This is a genomic window from Burkholderia sp. Bmkn7 (assembly GCF_041103175.1).
Taxonomy (GTDB): domain Bacteria; phylum Pseudomonadota; class Gammaproteobacteria; order Burkholderiales; family Burkholderiaceae; genus Burkholderia; species Burkholderia cepacia.
Genome location: NZ_JBGCUH010000001.1, coordinates 846,661 through 864,895, shown reverse-complemented (window position 1 = coordinate 864,895; position 18,235 = coordinate 846,661). Strand labels below are relative to the sequence as shown.

Below are 18,235 nucleotides of genomic sequence, written 5' to 3'. Positions count from 1 at the left end.
TGGGCACTTGCGCAAGATCGCCGACGTTCGGTCGATTGGATCGACGATCGCCGGCGTGCGAGGTACGACACACGTCCGCAGGGCCGCGCGCCTTCAACCGCCGACACGCGCCGCCACGAGCACCGCAACAGGCAATCCGGCCAGACAGCGGCGTAGCGCCAGCACCCCGTCGGGCACATCGATCGTGTCCCGATCGTTCAGCCAGTCGATCCACGGCCCCTCGACTCCGCGCGGCAGCACGACCGCCGTATCGCCCCACTGCGCGGGCGCCACGCGCGGCATCCCGGGCGCTTCCCCGAGCAACCGGCTCGCGAGCCGCGTCGCGACGATCACCACGGTGGCGGCCGCGTCGCACCGCGCGAACGCCACCGCGTGCCGCGCGAGCCCGCCGCGCACGCGTAGCGGCACGTACGCGCCGTCCGCAAACGTCGCCGGCCACCGCGCGCGCAGCGCGAGCATCCGCTCGATCAGCGCGCGTTTCACGCGCGCATCGGGCCAGGCCGGCAGGTACGACGCGACCGGATCGTCGACCCGTTCGGCCGCCAGTGCGTCGAACGGCACGTCGCGCCGGTTGTCCGGATCGACGAGCGAGTGATCCCAGCACTCGGTCCCTTGATAGAGGTCTGGCACGCCGGGCGACGCGATCCGCAGCGTCGTCTGCGTCAGGCTGTTGACGACGCCGGCTGGTGCGATCCGTGCGACGAACGCATGCAGCCGGTGCGCGAAATCGCCGGCGCCGCGCGGCGTCAGGATCGCGCGGACGAATGTTTCGCAAGCCTGCTCGTAGTCCGGTTCGGGCGCCAGCCAGTCGCTGTGCCGCTTCGCTTCGCGCACTGCTTTCGTCTGCCACTGCGCGACGCGCGCGGCGAGTCCGGCCAGCCCGGCCGCATCGTCGGGCGCGAGTGCCGGCGGCCAGCAGCCGACGAGCGTCTGGTACAGCATCGCCTCGGCGGCCGGCCCCGGCGCCCACGCGAGATCGCGATTTGCGCGGCCCCGGTGCGGCAGGTTCAGCGCGCTCCAGTCGAGCGATGCCGCGCGCCATGCGTCCGGGATCTCGCTGAGCACCGCGAGCCGTGCACGCGCGTCCTCGCCGCGCTTGTGGTCGTGCGTGGCCGTCGCGACGAGCCCGTGCGGCACGGTGCGCGCGCGGCGCCGGTTGCGGGCATGGAATGCGCCGCGCGACAGGCTGAAGTCGCCGGCGTCGGCGCCGACCTCGTTGCGCGACAGCAGCCGGCCGTAGCGATAGTGGGCCGTATCCTCGACGCCTTTCGCGGCGAGCGGCGCGGTGAGCTGCGCGAACGCGACGCGCGCCGCGGCCAGCGCGTCGGCGTTCGCGCGCGGCACGCGGGCGGCCGGCAAGCCCAGCCACGCGGCGACGCGATCGAGCGCGAACCGGTCGGCCGGATCGATGGCCGCGCACGCGCTTTCGTACGCGAGCGCGAGCACTTGGCGGTCGGCATCGTCCGGCTCCTCGCGCGGTGCCGGATACATCCGGTACACGGGCAGCCGCACCGCCAGTTCGCCGAGCACGCGCCGAATCGCGATCAGGCTGACGTCCCGCGTGGCGGGCGACGCGCGCGCGATCCCGTGCAGCAGCCGCGCGGTGCGCGCATGCTCGACGGCGAGCTGGCGCATCAGCACGCGCCGCTTGCCGTCGAGCGCTTCCTGCGCGAACGTGCGCGACGAGCCCGACACGGCCGCCCAGTGCGCGGCGAGCGGTTCGGCGCCGGCCGGGTCGTGCAGCAGCGCGCCGACGTCGTTCATGAAGTCGTAGCCGGTCGTGCCGGCAACACCCCAGTCGGCGCGCAGCGATTCGCCCGGCGCGAGGATCTTCTCGACGACGACATACGGCGGCGCGCTGCGCTGCGCGGCCAGTCGTGCATGCAGCCGCCGGCAGTAGGCGCGCGGATCGGCGAGGCCGTCGACGTGATCGACGCGGATGCCGTCGACGAGCCCGGCCGCGTGCAGGCGCAACGGCAGCGCGTGAACGGCGTCGAACACCGCGTCGTCGTCGACGCGGACGGCCGCGAGCGTCGCGATGTCGAAGAAGCGCCGCCAGTTCAGCTCGTCGGCGGCCGTGCGCCACCACGCGAGCCGGTAATGCTGGCGTTCGAGCAGCCGGTGCAGGCTGGTGCGCGAGCGCGCGACGCGCGGGTCGGCGCCGCGCAGCACCGCGTCGAGCGCGTGCGGGCCGTGCGCGGCCGCGTGATCGCGCAGCGCGGCATGCGCGGTGGCCAGCCGTGCACTGTCGCGCGCCGGCGCGGCGTCGAAGCGTTCGGCAAGCGCGTTCAGGTCCGCGCGGTTCGCGAGACGCAGGATGTCGGCGTAGGTGGCGGCCGCCACGGGCAGCCGCCGTCCGGGGCACGCGATGAAGAAACGGCCGCTGGCCGGGTCTGCGTTCAGCGTGATGTCGCCGGCCGCGAGCGCGTCGCCGTAGGGCATGCCGAGACACGGCAGCAGCACCTTGCCGTCGAGCGCCGGATCGGGCGGATGCCAGTCGATGTCGAAATGGCGCGCATACGGGCTGGCGGGGCCCCATTCGAGCACGTCGTTCCACCAGCCGTTCGACGAGCCGCCGACGCCCATATGGTTCGGCACGATGTCGACGATCACGCCGAGGCCGCGCGCGCGCAACGTGTCGACGAGCCGATTGAAACCTGCCTCGCCGCCGAGTTCGGGATTGAGCGTGCCGTAATCCACGGTGTCGTAGCCGTGCCGCGAGCCCGGTTCGGCGGCCGAGACCGGCGACAGGTACAGGTGGCTCACGCCGAGCCGCGCGAAGTAGTCGGCGTGCGAGGCCGCGTCGTCGAACGTGAAACCCGCATGAAGCTGCAGCCGCAGCGTCGCGCGCGGCGTCATGCGCCGCGCTCCCTCGAACGGCGCGCCTGCACGACGGCGGCGATGCGTTCGCGCACGTCGGCGTCGAACAGCATGTCGATTGTGCGCGGCAGACGTTGCCGCCAGTTCGGATGCCCGCACGGCGGCCCCGGCAGGTTCGGCTGCGCGTCGAGCGCGAGCAGGTCCTCGAGCGGCACGATCGCGAGCGGCGACGGGCTGCGCGCGACGTACGCGAGGATCGCGCCGACCGGCGGCGCATCGGCCGGCGGGGCGGCGGCGCCGGCCGGCGCGCAGCCGGCCAGCTGCAGCGCATGCCATAACGCCGCGCGTTCGGCGGCGCGTTCCGCGTGCGCGGCGGGAAGGCCAGCGGGCGCGTCGGGCGGCGCCGCGTTGCCGGCTTCCGGGCGCGGCGTGGTGTCGTGCTCGCGCGCCTGCACGATTTCGTCCGAATCGTGCGCACTGGCGTCATCCGGCGCGGGAGCGGCCACGTCGTGCCTATCCGCGTCGTCGTGCTGCGCGGCGGCCTGGGCCGCGGCTTGCCGCCAGGCCAGGTCGACGCCGCGCCACCAGCCGGCCACGGTCGGCAAATCGTGAGTCGACGTCGTCGCGATCGCGTCGCGGTCCCACTCGGACGGCTGCCGGAACGCGCCGCCCGCATCGCGCTCGAACCACAGCACGCGCATGCCCGCGACCCCCTGCGCGCCGAGCCGTTCACGAAACCCGGCGGGCACCGTGCCGAGATCCTCGCCGATCGCGAGCGCACGATGGCGGGCCGCCTCGAGCGCGACGAGCCGCATCAGATCGTCGACCGGATAACGCAGGTACGCGCCGTCGCGCGGCGAGCCGCCGTCCGGCACGATCCACATCCGCGCGAAGCCGAGCACGTGATCGATGCGGATGCCGCCCGCGTGCGCGAACGCCGCGCGCAGCAGCTCGATGAACGGCACGAAACCTTCCGCGCGCAGCGCGTCCGGCGTCCAGGTCGTCACGCCCCACGCCTGGCCGGCCGCGTTGAACAGGTCGGGCGGCGCGCCGAGCGATACGCCGCGCAGCAGCGTCGCGCCGTGCGCCCATGCGTCGCTGCCCGCGCGATCGGAGCCGACCGCGAGATCGGCGATCAGCCCGGTGGCCATGCCGGCGCGGCGGGCCGCATGCTGCGCGTCGCCGAGCGCGCGCGCGGCGCACCATTGCAGGAACGTATGGAACGCGACCGTATCGGCATGCGTGTGCGCGAATGCGTCGACTTCCGCCGATGCCGGGTCGCGCCACGGCGCCGGCCACTGCCGCCAGTCGGCCCCGAGCCCGTGTTCGATGCAGAACGCCTGCAGCGCATCGAAGCGCGCATGCGCGTCGAGCGCCGCGCCGCCCGTCGCGCGAAACCGCTGGAACGCGTCGCGCGACGGGGCGTCGTCGGCGCGCCACGCGTCGAAGCACGCGCGCAGGCGGCGCAGCTTCAGCGGCAGCACGTGCGGCCAGTCGATCAGCGGCGCATCGGCTGCCGCGCCGGACACGTGACGCACGGCCTCGGCGCCCGGCACCGCGTCGCAGTCGAGATACGCGACGTTGTGCCAGCGCCGCGACGACGGCGAATACGGGCTGTCGTGCGCGGGCAGCGCCGGATAGCCGGCGTGCGTCGGGCTGATCGCCACTGCCTGTGCGCCATGCCGCGCCGCGCGCGCGGCCAGCCGCGCGAGCGCGGTGTAGTCGCCCGCGCCGCCGTCGCCCGCGCGGCGCAGGCTGTAGAGCTGCGCCGCGATGCCCCAGCGGTTGCCCGCATCCGTCGCACGCGTGTCGAACGGGGGCGTATGGGGCGGCGCGATCGTCAGCCCGATGCGCCGGTCGCCGATGTCGAGCGCGTGGTAACCGGGCATCGCGAGCGGCGGCAATGCGCCGTGCGCATCCACGCGCCCGTCGATGTGTCCGCCCGCTTCGAGCGTGATCCGGAAGCGCGCGCCCGGTTGCGCGAGCGCGGCGGGCAGGGGCAGCGGCAGGCCCGCGTCGCCGGTCACGACGCGCGGTACCGCCGTGTGTTCGCCCGCGAGCGCCGCCGCGCTGTCGACGCGCTGAGCCGCCGTGCCGCACGGCCAGCCCAGCGCATCGACGAGCACGGCGAGCGCGCCGTCGTCCACCCGCCGCGCGATGCCGCCGGCATCGGTCCAGTCGGCTTCGAGGCCGGCCGCGTGCGCGAGTGTCGAGATCGAAACGTCGGTCGTCATGATCGGCTCTGCCCGTTCGCGCGATGGTGCCGCGCATCGTGGTTGACCGCACCGTCCCGCCACGCGATGCACGCGCGTGGCGGCAGCTTCAGGTCGGGCAGCCGGTCGCGGGCGCGCGGCGGCGTCTCGAACACGATCTTGCCGACCGGCAGTTCGGGCAGTGCCGCGTCGAGCGAGCCGAGATTCAGCGCGATCGTCAGCGTGCTGCCGTCGCCGAGGCGCCAGCGCGCGACGAGCGCCGCAGGGTCGCCGTCGCCCGCGAGCAGGTCGACGCCGAGTGCCCGCGCACCCGGCAGATGCGGCGTCACGAGCACCGCGCGCACCGTCAGCGCGCTGCGGTAGAAGCGCTGCCATGCGGCCGCATCGGGCCAGTTGTCGTCCGGCGGATGGTGCGACGACGAGCGGACGAACGTCGCGATGTCGTTCGGGTCGGGAATCAGGTCGCGATGCGCGGGATCGGCGAACGCCGGAAACGCCGCGAATTCGCGGCGCCGGCCTTCGCGCACCGCGTCGGCGAGCGCGCCGCGATAGTCGGTGAAGAACTGGAACGGCTGTGTGCTGCCGTCTTCCTCGCCCATGAACAGCAGCGGGATCGGCGGCGCGAGCAGCATCAGTGCGGTGGCCGCGCGCACCGCGTCGTCGTTCGCGAGCGCGCGCAGCCGCTCGCCGAACGCGCGGTTGCCGATCTGGTCGTGGTTCTGCAGGAACGTGACGAACGCGGTGGGCGGCAGGTGCGCGCTCGGCTCGCCGCGCGCGGCGCCGTCGTGCAGCGGCGACGGTTCGCCCTGGTACGCGAAACCTTCGCCGAGCGTGCGCGCGAGATGGCGCAGCGGCGCGTCGGCGTACGCGCGGTAGTAGCCGTCGCGCTCGCCGGTCAGCAGCACGTGCGCGCTGTTGTGGAAATCGTCGTTCCACTGCGCATCGAAACCGCCGAGGCCGAGCAGGCTCGCCGTGTTGCGTTCGTTCTCGAGCACGAGATGAAGGTGGCGTGTGTCGCCCGCAACCGCCCGCACGCGGCGCGCGAGTTCGCGCAGCCACGCGTCGTCGCCGATCGCGTGCGCGGCGTCGATGCGCAGCCCGTCGAAACGGAATTCGTCGAGCCAGTACAGCGCATTCTCGATGAAGAACGCGCTCGTCTGCGGGTGCGAAAAATCGATCGCGGGCCCCCACGCGGTCCGCCGGTCGTCGCGGAAGAAGGCGGGCGCGTAGCGCGGCAGCAGGTTGCCTTCGGGGCCGAAGTGGTTGTACACGACGTCGAGGAACACCTGCAGCCCGAGCCCGTGCGCGGTGTCGACGAGCGCCTTCAGCTCCTCGGGCCGCCCGTACGACGCGTCGGGCGCGAACGGCAGCACGCCGTCGTAGCCCCAGTTGCGCGAACCGGGAAACGCGTTGACGGGCATCAGCTCGACGGCGGTCACGCCGAGCGCGGCAATGGCCGGCAGCCGCCGCTCGACGCTCGCGTAGCCGCCGCATGCGCCGACGTGCAACTCGTACAGCACCGTCTCGTGCCACGGCCGGCCGCGCCATGCGCCGTCGCGCCAGCGATACGACGCCGGATCGACGACCTGGCTCGGGCCGTCCACGCCGCCGGGCTGGAAGCGCGACGCCGGGTCGGGCACCGCGAGACCGTCGTCGAGGCGGTAGCGATACAGCGCGCCAGGGCCGCACGGCGCGACCGTCTCGAACCAGCCGTCGCCGACGGGTGTCATCGGGATCGTGTGTTCGCTATCGTCGTGCAGTTCGACGGCGGCCGTGCGGCTGGCGGGCGCCCAAAACCGGAAGCGCGTGCGTTCGGCATCGACGCAGGTCGCGCCGAACGACGATTCGAACGCGTGCGTGCCGGTTGGACGATCGGAACGGGATGTCATGGCGGTCCTCAGGAGGGCGGGTCGGGCGGCACGGCGGCCACCGCGATCGCGGCTGCATGCGCGGCGACGTCGAGCCCGTCGGCCGGCCAGTTGCGCGGGCCGGCGTCCGGCGTGGCCGTGTCGACCAGCACGCGGTATTCGAGCATCGGCGCGGGCGGCGCGAACACGATCGTCTCGGACGACGCGTTCAGCATCACCAGCAGCGCCTCGGTGCGCCCGGTGCGGCCCGTGCCGACACGCCGCATCGTCAGCGCGCGGCGTTCGCGGTCCTGCCACGCGGGCACGGTCATCGCGACGCCGCGCTCGTCGAACCAGTCGATCTCCGCCATGCCCGGTGCGGCGTTGCGGTCGCCCGACGGATAACCCGGCGCGGACATCACCGGATACATGCGCCGCAGCGCGGCGAGCCGCGACACGAAGCGCATCAGCGTCACGGCTTCGTCACTGTGGGCGAGATCCCAGTCGAGCCACGACAGTTCGTTATCCTGGCAATACGCGTTGTTGTTGCCGTGCTGCGTGCGGCCGAACTCGTCGCCGGCCACCAGCATCGGCGTGCCGAGCGCGGTGAACAGCGTCGCGAGCATCGAGCGCGCGACGCGTGCGCGCACCGCGCGGATCGCGGCATCGTCGGTGGGCCCTTCGGCGCCCCAGTTCGCGCTGCAGTTGTCGTCGCGGCCGTCGCGGTTGTCCTCGCCGTTCGCTTCGTTGTGTTTCGCCGAATACGAGACGAGATCGGCGAGCGTGAAGCCGTCGTGCGCGGTGACGAAATTGATCGATGCCCACGTGTGGCGCCGCTGGTGGTTGAACAGGTCGGCCGACCCGGCGAGCCGCGCGGCGAGCTCCGGCCGCTGGCCCGCGTCGCCGCGCCAGAAACGCCGCACGGTGTCGCGAAAGCGGTCGTTCCACTCGGCGAAACCGGGCGGGTGGCGGCCGAGCTGGTAGCCGCCGGGGCCGAGGTCCCACGGCTCCGTGATCAGCTTGCGCTGCGCGAGTACCGGGTCCTGCCGCAACGCGTCGAAGAAGCCCGCGCCGGGATCGAAGCCGTGCGCCTCGCGCCCGAGCGTCACGCCGAGGTCGAAGCGGAAGCCGTCGACGTTGAACGCGGTGGCCCAGTAGCGCAGCGAATCCATCACCATCTGCACCACGCGCGGATGCGACAGGTTCAGCGTGTTGCCGCAGCCCGTCTCGTCGACATGAAAGCGCTGGTCGCCCGGCACGAGCCGGTAGTAGCTCGCGTTGTCGAGGCCGCGCCACGACAGCGTCGGTCCGAGCTCGTTGCCCTCGCACGTATGGTTGTAGACGACGTCGAGCACGACCTCGATGCCGGCCGCATGCAACTGCCGGATCGCGATGCGCATCTCGTCGAGCCGCCGCGTCGCGAGATACGCGGGCTCCGGCGCGAAGAACGCGGCCGTGTCGTAGCCCCAGTAGTTGCGCAGCCCGCGGTTCACGAGCGCGCGCTGCTGCAGGAACGCGTGGACGGGCAGCAGCTCGACCGTCGTCACGCCGATCGACAGCAGGTGATCGATGAACGCGGGATGCGCGAACGCCGAGAACGTGCCGCGTTCGGGCGGGCGCAACCCGGCGCGGCGCATCGACGTGCCGCGCACGTGGGTCTCGTAGATCACCGTGTTGCGCCACGACACGCGCGGGCGCCGGTCGGTGCTCCAGTCGAACGCCTCGTCGACCACCACGCACTTCGGCATCGCGGGCGCCGAATCGCGGCGGTCCATCGACAGGTCCGCGCGATTCGAATGGACGCGATAGCCGAACAGCGCGTCCGACCAGCGGAACTGGCCGACCAGCTTGCGCGCGTACGGGTCGAGCAGCAGCTTGGTGGAATTGAAGCGATGGCCGTGCTGCGGCTGGTACGGGCCGTCCGCGCGAAACCCGTACACGGTGCCCGGATGCGCGTTGGGCAGGTAGCCGTGCCACACCTCGTCGGTGCATTCGGGCAGGTCGAGGCGCGCGAGTTCCTTGCGGCCGGTCGGATCGAACACGCATAGCTGGATGCGCTGCGCGTGCGCGGAAAACACCGCGAAATTGGTCCCGAGGCCGTCCCAGGTCGCGCCGAGCGGATAGCTGCGGCCGGATTCGAGACGGGTGGGCAGGGCGGTCGGCATGGGGCGGATCTCCGTGTCGAGGGCGCGGGTAATCAGGCGGGGGTCAGCCACAGTGTCGCGAGCGGCGGAAGGCGCAGCAGTGCCGACCACGCCTCGCCGTGCGCGGGCACGGCCTCGGCCCACACGGCGCCGTCGTTGCCGGCGTTGGTGCCGCCGTACGGGGCGGCGTCGGTGTTCAGCAGCTCGCGCCATTGCCCGGGGGCGGGCAGGCCGATGCGGTAGGCCGCGCGCGGCACCGGCGTGAAGTTGCAGACGGCGACCACGAGGTGCCCGGCGTCGTCGCGGCGCGCGAACGCGAACACGCTGTTGTCGCGGTCGTCGCCGATCAGCCAGGAGAAGCCGGCCGCGTGGCAGTCGAGCGCATGCAGTGCCGGTTCCGCCGCATAGGTGCGGTTCAGGTCGCGCACGAGCCGCTGCACGCCGCGATGCGCGGGCGCGTCGAGCAGGTCCCAGTGCGGCGTCGCGTCGTGCGCGAACTCGGCCCATTGCGCGAATTCACTGCCCATGAACAGCAGCTTCTTGCCGGGGTGCGCCCACATGAAGCCGAAGTACGCGCGCAGCGTCGCGAGCCGCTGCCATGCGTCGCCCGGCATCTTCGCGACGAGCGAGCCCTTGCCGTGCACGACCTCGTCGTGCGACAGCGGCAGCACGAAGCGCTCGGAGAACGCGTACACGAGCCCGAACGTCATCCGGTCGTGGTGATAGCGGCGGTGCACCGGGTCTTCGCGCAGGTACGCGAGCGTGTCGTGCATCCACCCCATGTTCCACTTGAAGTCGAAGCCGAGGCCGCCGTCGCCGGTCGGCGCGGTGACGCCCGGCCACGCGGTCGATTCCTCCGCGACGGTGACGACGCCGGCCGGCGCGGCCGCACCGTGCAGCGTGTCGTTCAGCATGCGCAGGAACGCGACCGATTCGAGGTTCTCGCGGCCGCCGTGCACGTTCGGCACCCATTCGCCTTCCTTGCGCGAGTAGTCGCGGTACAGCATCGACGCGACCGCGTCGACGCGGATGCCGTCGACGTGATACCGGCGCGCCCACGCGAGTGCCGACGCGGCGAGGAACGCGCCGACTTCCGTACGGCCGACGTTGAACACGCAGGTGTGCCAGTCGGGATGCAGGCCTTCGCGCGGGTCGGCGTGCTCGTACAGCGCCGTGCCGTCGAACTGCGCAAGGCCATGCGGATCATCGGGGAAATGCGCGGGGACCCAGTCGACGAGCACGCCGATGCCGGCCGCATGCGCGCGGTCGACGAAGCGCGCGAAACCGTCGACCGGCCCGAAGCGCGCGGACGGCGCGAACTGCGCGAGCGGCTGGTAGCCCCACGATCCGCCGAACGGGTACTCGGCGATCGGCATGAACTCGACGTGCGTGAAGCCCATCCCCTTCACGTACGGAATCAGCCGCTCGGCGAGTTCGTCCCACGTCGCGCTGCGGTTCATCTCGTCGGGCACGCGTTGCCACGATTCCGCGTGCACCTCGTAGATCGACCACGGCACGCGGTAGCGGTCGGCACGCGGCCGCGCGTGCATCCAGCCGTCGTCGTGCCACGCGAACGCGTCGAGCGCGGCGACGTCGGCGACGACCGACGCCGTGCGCGGCGGCGCCTCGGTCGCGCGCGCACAGGGGTCGGCCTTGTGCGGCAGCACGCGCCCGTCGGCCGCGCGCAGCTCGTACTTGTAGCACTCGCCCGCGCCGATGCCCGGCACGAACAGCTCCCACACGCCCGACGGCTGCCGCAGCCGCATCGGATGGCGGCGGCCGTCCCATGCGTTGAAATCGCCGACCACCGACACGCGCTGCGCGTTCGGCGCCCAGACCGCGAAGCGCACGCCGTCGGTGTCGTCGATGCGCAGGGGCGTCGCGCCGAGGCAGTCGAGCACCGCGGCCGGGTCGCCGGCCGACAGGCGCGCGAGCGTTGCGTCGTCGAGCAGCGTGCCGAACGCGTACGCATCGTCGATCACCTGCCGCGCGTCCGGCCAGTCGACCGCGAGCAGGTAGTGCGGGGCGCCGCCGTTGCGCGCGATCGTGCCCGCGAAGCAGCCGGCGCGATCGACGCAGGCGAGCGTGCCGAGTTCGTCGCCGTCGGGCGACAGCACGTGCACGCCGGTCGCGCCGGGCAGCAGCGCGCGCACGACGGTGCGGCCGGTCTGCCCGTGCGGGCCGAGGCACGCGAACGGATCGGGATGACGTCCGGCGAGCAGCGCGTCGATGTCGGATCGTTCGAACAGCGTATCGGTCATCGCGTGCCTCCGTCGTCGGATGCGCCGCCGTCGTCGAGCAGCCGTTCGACCAGCGCCGCGAGCCCGCCGACCGGCACGCCCAGCCAGTCGGGGCGGTTCGCCGCTTCGTAGCACAGCTCGTACGACGCCTTGTCGATCAGGAACAGCGCGAGCAGGCGGTCGGCGTAGCGCGGATCGACGAAGCGCGCGGGCGCGAGGTCGGCGGCCGCGCGATAGCAGTCGACGAAACGGTCGGCGGCGGCCTGCCCGAAGCGGTCGAACAGCGCACGCTTGCGGCCGGCCGCCTGCGGCGGCGCCTTCTCGATCGCGAACTGCGCGGTCGCGCTCACATACGACAGCGAGCGCAGCAGGCCCGCCACGTCGCGCAGCGGATGCGACTTCGCGCGGCGGCGCTCGAGCGGGCGCGCCGGCTCGCCTTCGAAGTCGATCAGCAGCGCGTCGCCCTGCACGTCGAGCACCTGTCCCAGATGGAAATCGCCGTGAATCCGCATGCATTGCGCGTCGAGCGTGCGCGGCACGAGTTCGCCGAGCGCCCGCACGGCCGCGTCGCGCGACGCGAGCAGCGTGTCGGCCGCCGCGCGCATCGCGGGATCGAGCGCATCGAGCCGCGTGTGCAGCACGTCGAGCGCGCGCTCGAACGACGCGATCGCGTCCGCGCACCAGCCGTCGACATGGCCGGGCGTCGCCCGCTCCGGCGCGAACGCGGGGTCGTCGGACGGCTGCGCGAGCGCGACGTGCAACTGGCCGAGCCGCGTGCCGATGATGCCCGCGAACGCCGCGTAGCCGAGCAGCGCTTCGGGTTCCTCGTCGGCGTCGCCGGTTTCGTCGTTGTCCGCGGCCGGCAGCGCGAGCTCGTCCACCGCGCGGCGCAGGAAGTCGAACGAGCGCGTCCACGCGTCGCCCTGGTTGTCCGCATAACGCTGCAGGATCGCGACCGTATGCGGCGTGCCGTCCGGGTCGACGTGCACGACTTCGCCGGCGAGCGTCGCGGTGTTCGGGTAGCCGATCCGCGTCAGGTAGCGGCTCATTTCCGCTTCCGGATGCACGCCGTGCGCGACCTTGCGCACCAGCTTCAGCACGATCGCGTCACCGATCACGAGCGAGCTGTTGCTCTGCTCGGCCGCGAGCCAGCGCACTTCGGCGTCGTCGCCGGGGTCGAGCGCGGCGAGCGCGTCTTCCGGCAGGAACGCGAGGCGGCCGCCGTCGGAGGTCGGCACCACGGCGCCGTCGCGCAGCTTGCGCAGCATCCCGCGTGCGAACGCCGGCAGCGCGAACGCGTCGGTCAGGTAGCCGATCGTGTGGCCGCGCCGCACGCGCGCGAGCGCGAGCTGCGTGAACAGCGGCTGCGAGGTCTCGCCGCCCCATGCGGCCGCGAGCGGCACGACGTAGCGTTCGACGTCGCGCTGCGCGCCCGATTCGACCCAGGCCTCCGCATACTCGAACGGCTCGCCCGGCACCGGCGTGACGACGCTCAGCCGGGCCTCGCCGATCGTGCGGTCCTTCGACGCGAACCAGCGCCGCCGCGCGAGCCACGACGGCAGTGCGTCGTGCGCGAGCGTGTGCAGCTGCTCGAGGTTCGGCCGCGCCTCGCCGCGCCGCATCACGAGCGTCACGTATTCGGGCAGCGCTTCCGCGTGCGGCTGCCGCCACGACGGCTCGCGGCCATGTTCGGCGAGCACGAACCACAGGAAGCCGTACGGCGGGAAGGTGAGGAGATACGGGAGCTGGCCGATCGGCGGAAACGGGGAATCCGACGTCATCTCGATCGGTACGCGGCCCGCGAACCCGGACAGGTCGAGTTCGACGGCCTGCGACGCGCGCGACAGGTTCGCGACGCACAGCACCGGATCGTGGCCGTCCAGCTCGCGCAGGTACGCGAGCACCTTGCGGTTATCCGGGCGCAGGAAGCGGATCGTGCCGCGCCCGAACGCCTGCGACGCGCGGCGCGTCGCGAGGATGCGCCGCGTCCAGTTCAGCAGCGAATGCGGGTCGCGCGTCTGCGCCTCGACGTTGATCGCGTCATAGCCGTACAGCGAGCCCATCACCGGCGGCAGCACCAGCAGTTCGGGGTCGGCGCGCGAAAAGCCGCCGTTGCGGTCCGACGACCACTGCATCGGCGTGCGCACGCCGTCGCGGTCGCCGAGATGGATGTTGTCGCCCATCCCGAGTTCGTCGCCGTAATAGATCACCGGCGTGCCGGGCATCGACAGCAGCAGCGAGTTGATCAGCTCGATGCGGCGCCGGTCGCGTTCCATCAGCGGCGCGAGCCGGCGCCGGATGCCGAGGTTCAGCCGCGCGCGCCGGTCGCTCGCGTAGGTCTGCCACAGCAGGTCGCGCTCGGAGTCGGTGACCATCTCGAGCGTCAGTTCGTCGTGGTTGCGCAGGAACACGGCCCACTGGTTGCTCGGCGCGAGCGCCGGCGTCTGCCGCATGATGTCGACGATCGGGAAACGGTCCTCGCTCGCGATCGACATGTAGATGCGCGGCATCAGCGGGAAGTGGAACGCCATGTGGCATTCGTTCTCGTCGCCGAAATACTCCTGCACGTCCTCCGGCCACTGGTTCGCCTCGGCGAGCAGCATCCGGTTCGGGTACTCGGCGTCGATCGTCGCGCGGATCTGCTTCAGGATCGCGTGCGTCTCGGGCAGGTTCTCGTTGTTCGTGCCTTCGCGCTCGACCAGGTACGGCACCGCGTCGAGCCGCAGCCCGTCGATGCCGAGGTCGAGCCAGAAGCGCATCACCTGCAGCACCTCGCGCACGACGGCCGGGTTGTCGAAGTTCAGGTCGGGCTGGTGCGAATAGAAGCGGTGCCAGTAGTACTGGCCGGCAAGCGGGTCGTGGGTCCAGTTCGACGTTTCCGTATCGAGGAAGATGATCCGCGTGCCCGCGTATTTCGTGTCGGTGTCGGACCACACGTAGTAGTCGCGGTGATTCGAGCCCGGTTTCGCGCGGCGCGCGCGCTGAAACCACGGATGCTGGTCCGACGTGTGGTTGATCACCAGCTCGGTGATCACGCGGATGCCGCGCGCATGGGCTTCGCGGATGAAGCGCCGCACGTCGGCGAGCGTGCCGTAGTCGGGATGCACGTCGCGGTAGTCGGAGATGTCGTAGCCGTCGTCGCGGCGCGGCGACGGGTAGAACGGCAGCAGCCAGATCGTGTCGACGCCGAGTTCGGCGATGTAGTCGAGCTTCGCGATCAGGCCGGGGAAATCGCCGATGCCGTCGTTGTTCGAGTCGTAGAACGACTTCACGTGCACCTGGTAGATGATCGCGTCCTTGTACCACAGCGGATCGTCCGCACAGAGGGCCGGCGCGCGGCGGCGCGCGCGGCGCCGGCGCGGCGTGCCGGCCGGCTCGAGCGACGGGAACTGTGCGCGACGCACGTCGTCGAGGGAATCTTCGCGTTTCATCATCCATGGGCTCCCGAAATGGGCCGGGCGTCGCCCGGTTCGCGCGCCGCCGCCCGCGCGGCGCCTGGAGACGGCATGAGCCGCCAGATCGCATACGGCCGCACGTGCGGATCGAGCGAGACGTACTGGCGGTGCCCGCGCCAGGTTTCCGCGTGCGTGGCGTCCTGTTCGAGCGCGTCGAGCGGTTCGCCGTCGACGAGCCCGAAACCGCGCCACAGCGATGCGTCGAGCGTGAAGTTCGCGACCTGCGGATGCCACGGGTCGGTGCTGATCGCGACGGCGACCACGCTGTCGAACGCCGGCGTCGCCTTCACGAACACGAGCACCGCGTCGTTGTCCGCGTCGGCGAACGTGATGCCGAGATGCGTCTGCAGGGCCGGGTGAGCGCGTCGCGCGCGGTTCAGCCGCGCGATCTCGGCGCCGATGTGCGCGGCGCGGCGCCAGTCGCGCGCGCGCAGCTCGTACTTCTCCGCGTCCGCGTATTCCTCGCTGTCCGGCAGCGGCGCCGATTCGCCGAGCTCGAAGCCCGAGTACATGCCCCACGATCCGGCCAGCGTCGCCGCGAGTGCCGCGCGGATCACGAACTGCGTGCGCGGCGCGTTCTGCAGGTGGCGCGGGTTGATGTCGGGCGTGTTGACGAAGAAGTTCGGGCGGAAGAACTCGCGCGCGGGGCCGGCCGTCAGCTCGGTCAGGTAGTCGATGAATTCGCGCTTCGACTCGCGCCACGTGAAGTACGTGTACGACTGCGAGAAGCCGACTTTCGCGAGGCGATACATCATCCCCGGCCGCGTGAACGCCTCGGACAGGAACACGACGTCCGGATGCCGGCCGCGCACGTCGGCGATCATCCATGCCCAGAACGGCAGCGGCTTCGTGTGCGGGTTGTCGACGCGGAAGATCCGTACCCCCGCGTCGACCCAGAACAGTATTGCGTCGCGCAGCGCGAGCCACAGGTCGGGCAACGCATCGGGCGCGTAGAAATCGGGGTTCACGATGTCCTGGTAGCGCTTCGGCGGATTCTCCGCGAAGCGCAGCGAGCCGTCGGGCCGCCACGCGAACCAGCCCGGATGCGCGGCGAGCCACGGATGGTCGGGCGAGCACTGGATCGCGAAATCGAGCGCGATCTCGAGCCCGTGACCGCGCGCGGCGTCGACCAGCGCGCGGAACGATTCGAGCGTGCCGAGCTGCGGATGCACGGCCGTGTGGCCGCCGTCCGGCGAGCCGATCGCATACGGGCTGCCGACGTCGTCGGGGCCGGCCGTCAGGCTGTTGTTGCGCCCCTTGCGCGCGGTCGTGCCGATCGGGTGGATCGGCGGGAAATACAGCACGTCGAAACCCATGTCGCGGATGCGCGGCAGGTGCGCGATCACGTCGTCGAACGTGCCGTGCCGGTCCGGGTCGTCGCTCGCCGAGCGCGGAAACATCTCGTACCAGCTCGAGAAGCGCGCCGCGCGGCGCTCGACGTCGACCGGGAAGGGCGTCGTGTGCGTGACGAATGGGCGGTAGCGCAGCGCCGCGAACGCATCGGCGAGCGGCGCCGCGCCGAGTTGCGCGAGCCGCGCGTCGGCCGGCGCGTCCTTGAACCCGGCGGCCAGCTGTTCCATCCGCGTGAGCGCGCGCGCATCGAGCGGATCGGCGAGCCTGAGCGCGGTCGCGAGCAGCAGCTGCGCTTCGCGCAGTTCGAGCGTCACGTCCTGGCCGGCCGCGTTTTTCTTTGCGACATCGTCGACGAGCGACGCCCAGTCGTCGCGCCACGCGATCACGCGAAACTCGTGGCGGCCGAACCGGTCGAGCGTGACGCGTGCGTGCCAGCCGTCGTTCGGTTCGGCTTCGAATGGGATTTCGCGCCAGTCGTCGTCGCAGGCGGCGCGCCACTGCAGCGCGGCCGCGAGATGCGCGTGTCCGTCGGTGAAGATCGATGCATGGACGACGAGCGTCTCGCCGATCACGCGCTTGACCGCGAAGCGGCCGCCGTCGACCGACGGCTCGACGCGCTCGATCGCGATCCGGTCGGCCGCGAGCGCGGCGGACAGCGCGCCGCGCTCGCTCGCGGCGTCGGCGCGTGTCGTGGCGGGCGGTGCGGGCCACGCATGCAGCAGCGCGTAGGCGCCGGGTTCGAGCGTGAACGGTTCCAGCGCGGCCGGCGGGGTGGCTCGCGTACCGTCGTGCGTGACGACGCGCGTGAATCCGCCCGGCACGCCGGGCAGGATCGTCGTGGGGTCGACCGTTGCCGCCGCGTCGAGATCGGGATTCAGGGCGATCAGCAGCGCGGCTTCGTCGTGTTCGAGCGACGGCCCGATGCCGCGCAGCAGCGTGGTCGCCGCCGCGCCGGGCGCGCTCAGCTGCACGATTTCGCCGCGCGCGGCCGCCACGGGCGTGGCGCGGCGCCACGCGTTCGCATCGGCGATCGCGCCCGACAGGTCGAAGCGCGCGCGCTCGAACGCGGCGCGGTAGCGCGCCGCATCGGCGTCGCGCGCCATCAGCGGCACCGTGACGCCGCGTTCGAAGCCCATCGGCACGAGCCAGCCGGTGCCGACGGCCGCGGCCGTCCACAGCGCGCGGCGATAGGCGCGGGCGACGGTGTCGTCCGGCGCGTCGGGCCAGTCGTCGGCGAGGCGCGCGCCGTCGAACGCGTCGGGAAACGCGATCGGCGAGCCGATGCGCCGCAGCAGCCGGTGTTCGTCGACGAACCACGGTGCGCGCAGGTCCCACCAGCGTACCGATGAAAACACCGCGTCGAACCCGGTGCCTTCGAGCTGCGCGAGCGCGTCCCGCGCATGGCCGGGCACGCCCGCGAGCACCGCGACGTCCGGGCGCGCCCGGCGCAGCGCCGCGCGCCAGCCGGGCCACCAGTCGGCCGGCAGATGATGCGGCGCGTCGACCAGGAAGCCGGCGGCACCCGCATCGGCGAATGCGCCGAGGTGCGCGCACCACCAGGCTGCCAGCGCGTCGCGCACCGCGTCGCTCCCGAGGTTCGCGTGGGCGAGGTCCAGCGCGTGCGCGGTGCCGCGCGGATCGATCAGCGCGTCGTCGTGCGTGCGCTCGACGTACCAGTCCGGATGTTCGGCGCGCAGCGGGTTGTCGCGCGCGATGCGGTCGGGCACGACTTCGAGCAGCAGGCGCAGCCCGTGACCCTGGGCGAGCTGGGCGAGCCGCGAGAAGGTTTCGAGTGCGCTCGCACGTGTCGCGAACGATTGGGCCGGACGCCGGAAATCGGCCACGTGACGCGGAAAGCCGGCGACGCTCGCGGCCCAGAAGCCGCCGACCAGCACGTGATCGAAGCCCATGCCCGCGATGTGCGCGAATGTCTGCGGCCATGCGTCGAGCGGCCCGACGAGGCGGGCGTCGCAGAAATAGAGGTGCGGGGCGAAGGTCGGCGTGGAGTCCATGGCGTGGCGCGGAGCGGGTGGCGGCAGTCGATAACGCCGGTGTGCCGCAACGCGCGTGCCCGCCGGGCGGTGTCCCGCCGGGCAAGGCGTGTGCAGGAAGCCGGCCGGTGCCGGGACTGTCGTTTTTACATGAACGCCGGGTACATGCATG

General features: G+C 72.2%; 7 protein-coding genes. All 7 read right to left on the bottom strand.

The window, feature by feature from the left end:
• Nucleotides 1-93: 93 nt before the first annotated feature.
• The 7 genes from treY to AB3K92_RS03725 are packed head-to-tail and all read right to left on the bottom strand — an operon-like array spanning nucleotide 94 to nucleotide 18,084.
• Nucleotides 94-2,859, bottom strand: a complete 2,766-nt coding sequence (gene treY / locus AB3K92_RS03755; RefSeq protein ID WP_369464468.1) for a malto-oligosyltrehalose synthase — start codon at nucleotides 2,857-2,859, stop codon at nucleotides 94-96.
• Nucleotides 2,856-5,054 carry a 4-alpha-glucanotransferase gene (gene malQ, locus AB3K92_RS03750; RefSeq protein WP_369464467.1) on the bottom strand — a complete coding sequence of 733 codons (2,199 nt, stop codon included), beginning with the start codon at nucleotides 5,052-5,054 and terminating at the stop codon, nucleotides 2,856-2,858. Before malQ ends, treY begins: the two co-directional genes overlap by 4 nt.
• Nucleotides 5,051-6,922, bottom strand: a complete 1,872-nt coding sequence (treZ, locus tag AB3K92_RS03745) for a malto-oligosyltrehalose trehalohydrolase (protein WP_369464466.1) — start codon at nucleotides 6,920-6,922, stop codon at nucleotides 5,051-5,053. Before treZ ends, malQ begins: the two co-directional genes overlap by 4 nt.
• A gap of 8 nt (nucleotides 6,923-6,930) precedes the next feature.
• Nucleotides 6,931-9,045, bottom strand: a complete 2,115-nt coding sequence (gene glgX, locus AB3K92_RS03740; RefSeq protein ID WP_369464465.1) for a glycogen debranching protein GlgX — start codon at nucleotides 9,043-9,045, stop codon at nucleotides 6,931-6,933.
• 32 nt (nucleotides 9,046-9,077) lie between these two features.
• A complete protein-coding gene (gene glgB / locus AB3K92_RS03735; protein WP_059555748.1) occupies nucleotides 9,078-11,285 on the bottom strand; it encodes a 1,4-alpha-glucan branching protein GlgB in 2,208 nt (735 codons plus the stop codon).
• Nucleotides 11,282-14,695: a maltose alpha-D-glucosyltransferase gene (treS, locus tag AB3K92_RS03730; protein ID WP_369464637.1), complete on the bottom strand. Its 3,414-nt coding sequence runs from the start codon at nucleotides 14,693-14,695 to the stop codon at nucleotides 11,282-11,284. Before treS ends, glgB begins: the two co-directional genes overlap by 4 nt.
• Nucleotides 14,695-18,084, bottom strand: coding sequence for a maltotransferase domain-containing protein (locus AB3K92_RS03725; protein WP_369464464.1), 3,390 nt, complete (start codon nucleotides 18,082-18,084; stop codon nucleotides 14,695-14,697). The genes treS and AB3K92_RS03725 overlap by 1 nt, the downstream gene beginning before the upstream one ends.
• Nucleotides 18,085-18,235: the final 151 nt, after the last annotated feature.